General features: G+C 54.3%; 9 protein-coding genes and 1 pseudogene. 4 read left to right on the top strand and 6 right to left on the bottom strand.

The genetic code is table 11. The features are described 5' to 3' along the window. Positions 1–362: 362 nt before the first annotated feature. Positions 363–1163, bottom strand: a complete 801-nt coding sequence (locus C6382_RS08645) for a GNAT family N-acetyltransferase (RefSeq protein WP_107024079.1) — start codon at positions 1161–1163, stop codon at positions 363–365. Between the two features lie 42 nt (positions 1164–1205). On the opposite strand from C6382_RS08645, the gene C6382_RS23885 reads away from it, so the two are divergent. Next, a complete protein-coding gene (locus C6382_RS23885; RefSeq protein WP_146146902.1) occupies positions 1206–1475 on the top strand; it encodes a hypothetical protein in 270 nt (89 codons plus the stop codon). A gap of 30 nt (positions 1476–1505) precedes the next feature. On the opposite strand, the gene C6382_RS08640 is transcribed toward C6382_RS23885, so the two are convergent. The 3 genes from C6382_RS08640 to C6382_RS23880 form a co-directional block, all read right to left on the bottom strand. Continuing rightward, entirely contained in the window at positions 1506–3500 is a 1995-nt protein-coding gene (locus C6382_RS08640; RefSeq protein WP_256589051.1) for a TonB-dependent receptor, read from the bottom strand. 192 nt (positions 3501–3692) lie between these two features. Beyond that, complete coding sequence (locus tag C6382_RS08635; protein ID WP_107024098.1) at positions 3693–4082, bottom strand: DUF2946 domain-containing protein; 390 nt, start codon at positions 4080–4082, stop codon at positions 3693–3695. A 235-nt stretch (positions 4083–4317) separates the two neighbouring features. Beyond that, positions 4318–4758: a hypothetical protein gene (locus tag C6382_RS23880; protein ID WP_146146901.1), complete on the bottom strand. Its 441-nt coding sequence runs from the start codon at positions 4756–4758 to the stop codon at positions 4318–4320. Positions 4759–5140: 382 nt separating this feature from the next. Between C6382_RS23880 and C6382_RS08625 the strand changes: the two genes are divergently transcribed. The 3 genes and pseudogenes from C6382_RS08625 to C6382_RS08615 form a co-directional block, all read left to right on the top strand. Further along, positions 5141–5473, top strand: a complete 333-nt coding sequence (locus tag C6382_RS08625; protein ID WP_256589050.1) for a transposase — start codon at positions 5141–5143, stop codon at positions 5471–5473. After that, positions 5470–5805, top strand: a complete 336-nt coding sequence (gene tnpB, locus C6382_RS08620; RefSeq protein WP_107024076.1) for an IS66 family insertion sequence element accessory protein TnpB — start codon at positions 5470–5472, stop codon at positions 5803–5805. Before C6382_RS08625 ends, tnpB begins: the two co-directional genes overlap by 4 nt. A gap of 81 nt (positions 5806–5886) precedes the next feature. Then, positions 5887–6246: pseudogene (locus tag C6382_RS08615) on the top strand (transposase); the annotation flags it as partial. A 160-nt stretch (positions 6247–6406) separates the two neighbouring features. Here the strand turns inward: C6382_RS08615 and C6382_RS08610 are convergent. Together C6382_RS08610 and C6382_RS08605 are read right to left on the bottom strand one after the other, a co-directional pair. Then, entirely contained in the window at positions 6407–6625 is a 219-nt protein-coding gene (locus C6382_RS08610) for a hypothetical protein (RefSeq protein WP_107024075.1), read from the bottom strand. A 62-nt stretch (positions 6626–6687) separates the two neighbouring features. Beyond that, positions 6688–7167 carry a hypothetical protein gene (locus tag C6382_RS08605; protein ID WP_107024074.1) on the bottom strand — a complete coding sequence of 160 codons (480 nt, stop codon included), beginning with the start codon at positions 7165–7167 and terminating at the stop codon, positions 6688–6690. Positions 7168–7185 lie beyond the last annotated feature (18 nt).

The following is a 7185-nucleotide window of genomic DNA, read 5'->3' as shown; positions in this document are numbered from 1 at the left end:
GGTCTGGACAGACACGAAACTGGGAGCCGATCGGCACGGTGCTGCTGAACCCGGATCGGGAACAGCAGGTCGAGAAAAGAGCGGCATAGTTAGACGGTTGACGCGACAACTACCTTGAAAAACGCCGCAGGCGACCTAGCTAATAAACCGTTGCCCGCTTGAGGGGGGTGAGCGTCACCTGTGGCAGGTTGTCGCAGGTCAGTGTGTCAGTGGATGCATGCTACATTTAGTGCCGACGCGGTGATTTCTCTTGGCAGGGTTAACGTCGTGTCATTGAGTGCCAAGTCCTGAAAGGGTCTTGGCATTCTTCTTATCCTCATGTGCTTTGCTGATGGATAGCTGACGCTTCTACGCAGACTATTTCAACTACCTGCCAAGCGATATAGCGCTTGAGCGTGGGATGTCGCTAGTCCTGTACGCTGCAAATTACGGCGACTTTGCGAGTTTGGAAGCGCGGTTGCGGCGATCACAAGGCTGCCGTGCTTCTTTGCTTGCTCTATCCGGTGAGATATCAAAGCTCCATGGTAGCCCAAGCCTCGTGCATTTTTTCTGGTGGCAGCAGTTCCAAGGTAGGCAACTCCATTGCTGGCCAGGTACATCAATGCTCCCGCAACAACCTGTCCATCAGCTTTAAGGACGTAGATTTTCAGACGCTCATTTGACATCAGTCCTGCGAACGAAGCCTGGCTCAACTGACGGTGCTCTGGCTTGGTATGAAATCCACTCGCATGAATGGCTGCGAAATCAGGAAGAGTGTGTGAGGTGACCTCTTCGATTTCGAATGAGTGGTAGTTCAAGACCACGTCATTGACGGAGCATGCGAGCTGCAGATGCGTCCAGCCCCTCAGACGCTCCAATCGCCCCTCACCCGCAAAAGCGTATTGTTCCAACGTCGAGACCTTCCCGATAAGAGGCGTTATGGTCGAATACTCTGCTGACTCCTTGAGCAAGCTCAACAGTGGATTGGGTCTGCCAGAGCTATCGCCGTAGATGCGATTGAGCATTGGGCTAGGAGATGCCTTCACTTGAAAGCATGGAAAAGCTTCGTTGGAAAACACACGAGCACCAAAAGGGTTTCCTCTTACCCGAGACAAGCTCTCAACGCGGGAAACCAAATACTCGCTTTCTGCGGTCTCAATTTTATGAGCCAGTTCTACATCCATGTTCGTCGTCCTTTTTGAAAACTTCCAAGAGAGGTAAAGCGCATGGACAATACGCTTGCGTCCAAAGACGTACCAGTTGCTGGCTCAGCTTCACTGTCTGGTCGACTGCCGGCGGCGACACGCCGTGGGCAAACGCTTTCTGCGGGGCAGGATTACTACACGTGGTGGTTAAAACGCCGAGGTGCAGTTGCAAAGGATGCAAGCAACGCTACGGAGCGTCAGGATTTTTTTCGCAAAATGAGTTGGCATCTTTATTACCTCTGGTTAACGACGAGTAAAGGTTTGCTGCGAATTCGTACTCTGTATCGCTGAGGCCAAATAAGGCCTCAGCGGTTATCCACATCAGAAGTCCAGGGTAAGCCCGGCGTACAAAGCGCGCCCATCACCAGGTGAGTGCAGGGATGCTTGGGCACCATCCGGGTCGTACCAAACGTATTCATAATAGCGGTTGGTAAGGTTTTTCAACTGCAGATCGACGCTCATTGACTCGGTCACTTTGTAGGTTGCGCCGAGGTTCATCAGCACGTATCCGCCATACGTCCCTTTGGTGTTTTCTCGTTCCAGGTAGTAGTTGGTCTGGCCGTTCATCCAGGCGGTCAACTGCAAGGCAGGTGTCGCTTCATAGCTAATGCCGGCGTTATAAAGGTGATGGGGGATGTGGTCGATTTCCTGGCCTTTGCTGTTGGGCAAAGTCGCACTCGGCTGAAGTATTTTCGAATACTGCCACGAGTAGGCCATCCAGATATCGGTTCGCTCATTGGGATACAGGTTCATCTGCAAGTCGTAGCCCCAGCGCCGGGTTTCGCCGACGTTATCCGATTCACCACTCGGGTCGTTGAGCCGTCGACTGACTTCGCCGGAGGCTTCCTGCTGCCAGTAGGCAACGCGACCATCGACCCAGTCGGCGGGGGTGAACTTGATGCCGGTTTCCCAGCCCTCATTAATCGAGGGCGCCAGATCGGTGTCCCTCGGCGGAATCTTGTAAGCCGCCGCGCCCGTGCCTACCTGGAAGGTACGCCCCCAGTTGGCGTAGAAACTGGCCACGTCCCACGGTGAATAGACCACGCTGAGTTTAGGCTGTTTGATCAGGCCATAATCGTTGATGTCGTAATCCAGGCCGGTCATTTCGTTGGTGAAATCTCCCTGGATTTTATCGACCCGATACGCCGGTACGATCTTCAGCGACTCGAAAGGTTTGATCTCAGCCTGGACGTAAGCGCCGTAGGTGTCGAAGTCGAACTGCTGATCGCGGGTAGTTGCCAGGCGAGCACGGTCTTTGGTGCGATAGCGCTCACTTTTGTTTTGCTGCTGCTGTACGTCTGCACCACCCTCCAAGGCGAAGTCATACAGCCAGCTGACCTCCGGTCGCCACGTCAGGGATGTGAGGGCGCCATATTGGGTTTCATAGGCATCACGCTCCTGTTGGGAGCTAGTGCGCCAATATTGCGTCCAGCGTCGATCATCGAAGGTGTTGACGTAGGTCTTCGCCGACCATGCGATGTTCTCAGCCAAGTCTATATCGAAATGCAGGCTGACCTGATTCATACGCCGAGTGCCCTTGTCGGTGGCGTTGAAACTGTTGGTCATGGTTGGGTGATGGCGGGCATCATCTTCGGTCAAATAGCCAGGCTCCTGAGCCTCTGCTTCGTAGTGACGGGCGATCAGACCGATTCGGTAGCTGTCGTCATCCGGTGTGTAAAACCACTTACCAGACATCGAAAATCTGTCTGCTTGGGAATGATCCCTGTAGCCATCGGATTTTTGATAGGCAAAGAAGTAGTTCTGAGTCCAGTTGCTGCTTTCGATGCCCTTGGCAAGTTGGGTTTCCTGAGTGTTGAAGCTGCCGTAACGGATCCGCGCCTTGTTGTAGTCCCCACCGGTGCGGGTCAGCATGTTGACGTTACCTGCGATGTTATTCAGACCATAGCGCGCATCACTGGTGCCACGGACAACCTCGATGCTGTCCAGCTCCATGGGGAAAATCATGTCCATGAACGGCATGTTGCCGTCGTTGCTGTTGCTCGGAATCCCGTCAATCAACAGTTTTACGGCGTTCACTTCGCCTTCGCCGTTAAAGCCACGGAAGGAGATTTTCCCTGAGGTCGTGCCCTGGTTGAATTCCGTGAGCATCACCCCGGGAGCTCGGCTGAACAACTCCCAGCTGTAATTGACTGGCATCTTTTCCAAGATATCTCCCCCGAGGATATCCACCGAGCTGAGTACACTGCTGGTACTCAAGGGGCCGCTGGCTGTGCCCTGAACGTTCACGGTGCCCAGAGTCAGGGTCGAGTCTTCGACTTTACCGGCGTCGGCCAGAGCCGAGCACAAAGGGTTCATTGCGAATAGGCCAACCGACATCAACGGCCATATGGAACGGGATACAGACAGACTCTTTGCATGACGCAAAGTAAGTGAAGCAGGCATAGCACGCACTTCCTGATGATCAAGAAACTTCAAGGGCGTTTAGCGTCCATCGAGGCCGCTAAAAGATTTAAAGAGACAGCACCGGACAATGTCGCGGCGTTGTGATCAGGCGAAGGGAGAGGCGCGTGGACTTAGGCTTGGCCACCGAATCCTGGGATGGAGCTTCGGCAGCTCAGGATTGTCGAGGGAAGTGTCGGGAGTGTATTGCGGTAGAAAATGTCGGTAGTAGTTGGAAGGAAGCGCCGCCATTCCAGGATGGCCACAGCAGCAATCACCGTGCTGCATAACCGTTTTTGAAGCAGCTTGCTGGGCAGCGTCGATTGTTTTCTTGAACCCTGTAGGTATAGCTTTAGAACTACCTCCCGAGCAGAATCCACCCCAAAGCATTAGCTGAACATCCGGCGTCTGCATAGCGCGGCTCAACGGCATGGCAAACATGTTCAGCAACACGGCCAGGCAGGCGATCCAAGGGCTTATGCGTTTCAACGAGGGCATGTGCAGGGTCAACATAGAGGGGCGCTTATTTAGCCGGAATTAAGGAGCGATGTAAAAGTTTCAAACGTGCGCTATTTCGCCACAGGTAGCCCGAAGTGCAGGTTTCTGCGCCTCCGGCGCAGGAGCCTGCGACCGGGGTTGTACTTACCAAGCCGGCTGAAGCTCCCATAGTTAAGAAAGCAGTAGCTAAGGCGTTTACGCCTAGGCTTATGCACCAACGAATTTCTTGAATTTGTTAGGCTTTTACATCGCAAGATTGAGGAAGCTTAAGACTGGAATTGACCTGGCGGTTCTCTTTAAAATCGCTCATTCCCGAAGGGGCTAGGTTTGTATTTGGTGACGATCTCGGCAAGCTGATGCCAGATGTAAATAGCCGGGAGATTCCCGGCCTAATTTTACCTGGAGGCTCAAGCGGCTGAAGGTTCGACAGATCAGTGAACCAGTGAGCGCGGGACACCTTGTCAGACCGATCGCCTTGGAGAACAAGCGCTGCTGCCAGGCCGTACATATATCCCCTGGTAGCGGCACTTTCTGTTTGCGCATCCCAATTATGATGCTTCAGATACCGGTCATTGCACCAGACATAGCCAGATTCACCCCAGGTATCGTAAGGATTAAACCAAGAGCAACCGCTGAGCATGCACACAGCACCTATGAGAAATGCATTTTTTTTCATGGTCACACTCCATGTATTGTGACCTGCTTGTATGGCCTAGCGCCATCATTAATGCAAGCGGCCTGCGAAGCTTTTGAATCAAGAAGCTTGATATCGGTGATTCGATGCTGCGTGCAAGGTGTTGAACTAGAGCCAGCGAGAGGCAAGCGAGCACGGTAGGGGGCTGCTTGAGTGGCGCAATAAAAAACGGCATCTTCATCATCCTGTGGCCCACTGGAAGGATCAGATGCAGCTTAAGTTGGGGCTTGATAACCCTAACTGAAATCGACGAACGAAAGCCGTATGCGTCCGGCCAACACATCTTCCTGACGCAACCGCCGAAGGCCATGGTGTCCACCTAATTTAAGTGAACACCATTTCTGGCCCATCAAGCGGATCTTCCATGCCCCCTCAGCGCCGTACCTACAGCAAATCTTTCAAAGCCCAGGTCATCCAGGAGTGCTCCGAGCCCGGCGCCTCCATCGCAAACATCGCCTTGGGTTACAGCCTCAATGCCAACCTCGTCCACAAATGGATTCGGCTGCACAATCAAAAAGCCGTGGATCTTCAGCCTGCGTTCATCCCGCTGCATCCTCAGATGCTCGGCGCTGGAGCGCATGCTCAGCCCTCCAGCATCAGTCTTGAAATCCAGCACCCGCGCACACCCATCAAGATGATTTGGCCAGCGGACAGCGCAGCCGCCTGCGCAAGCTTTCTTCGAGAGCTGTTGCGATGATCCGCATCGATACCATCTGGCTAGCCACCGAGCCGATGGACATGCGCGCCGGTACCGACACCGCTATGGCCCGCGTGATTTCAGTGTTCGGTGCGGCGCAGCCGCACTGTGCTTACCTGTTCGCCAATCGCCGCGCCACTCGCATGAAAGTTCTGGTGCACGACGGGTTGGGCATCTGGTTGGCGGCACGTCGGCTCCACCAGGGCAAATTCGCCTGGCCTAGCATGCGTCACGGTTCACAAATGGAGCTGAGTGCCGAACAGCTACACGCCTTGATACTGGGCTTGCCATGGCAGAGAGTTGGCCCCGGAAACGCCATTTCCATCCTCTAAGCCGAGCCATGCCCCATCCGGCAGCGCAATTGTCCGATAAGCCTGTCGTCGCCTTTAAGCTGATCTGGCAAGGTCGGTTGCATGACTTCGATCCCCGACCTCGACCAACTCAACCCCTCACAACTGCGCGCACTCGCGGCTCAGTTGTTGCAACGCGTCTCGGTGCTCGACGAGCAAGTCGAAACGATGGGCAAGACCGTCCAGGTCATGGACAAGAAGATCCATCACGACAAAACGCTGATCGAAAAACTCAGCCACGAGATCGCCCAGCTCAAGCGCTTCAAGTTCGCCAAACGCAGCGAGCAAATGAGCCCGGAACAGGCCAGTTTGCTCGACGATCTGATCGATACCGATATCGCTGCCATTGAAGCGGAGCTGGAGTCGCTACAAGTTACTCCGGCACCTACCCAGGAAAAGCAGAAACCCAAGCGTCGCGCATTGCAGTGCCTGCAGCCGATCTAGGTTGGCTACTTTAAATAGCATCCAGCATTGCCTGTTCGGAGAACGATCAGGCACCGCTTGCATTTGCACTTCCCCAGTTATCATTTTGACTTCCTAATGACGACTCAGCACTGCATCGATTATTCGGGCACGAGCCCGCCTATGGCTTTACGCTCGCCGCTACCAGTTCCGCTATGCCTTGCCGCACGGCATCAATGTTTTCGTCGAGGGTCGCCAGGGCTCCGTTGACATTACCGACCACAGTGCTGGCTCCTCGATCACCAACCCATTTCGCTAGCTCCTCAACGGCAGCTCGTAGTGCATCCTGGTTGTGGCTCAGGCGTTCCAGCACGTCTGCAGCGGTACTAAGCTCTTTCATAGAGTGCGCTCGGATTTCAAAGGTGTCGGCTACGTTAGCTCAATGCAAGCGTAGGAGGCCAGCTAACGGGGTTTCTGCTGTTGGGCTTCCAACCATCGGCTGAAGCGCTCTCGTGGCAAGAGCTCTAGCTTGGGGAGGGTAGAGGTCAGCAAGTCAATGACACCTTGGAAATCCGCCTCCTCAGGAAACCAATCCGCCAGTTCTACACTGCAGTACATAGAGGATCCGAGAGCCCAAGCGAAAATCATATCTGCAGCTGCACGAAAATGATCGGCTATATAGATCCCCTGATTAGTCGTCCAGCCCCGGCGCCTGAGTTCCTGGCTAGCCCCCAGGATGCCAAACTCACCAAAATAGGCTGAGGTGTCGGGGTAATGGATACCCGCGAGTGAGACCTTTAACTGGCCAGCTTCCCTATCCCAGTAGGAAAGATGATGCCAGCCGCCTGTAGTCGTCTCTGGCCATGGAAAATTGATGGCTGCTTTCCCCGTGATGTAGTGCTCACGAGACACTCGGCACAGGTCAACATCGAAGCGGGGCATGCTCAACCTCTCTAAGTG

Origin of the sequence: Pseudomonas sp. BBP2017 (assembly GCF_003024385.1) — a bacterium.
In the GTDB taxonomy this organism is placed as follows: domain Bacteria; phylum Pseudomonadota; class Gammaproteobacteria; order Pseudomonadales; family Pseudomonadaceae; genus Aquipseudomonas.
This window is presented reverse-complemented; position numbering and strand designations above follow the sequence as displayed.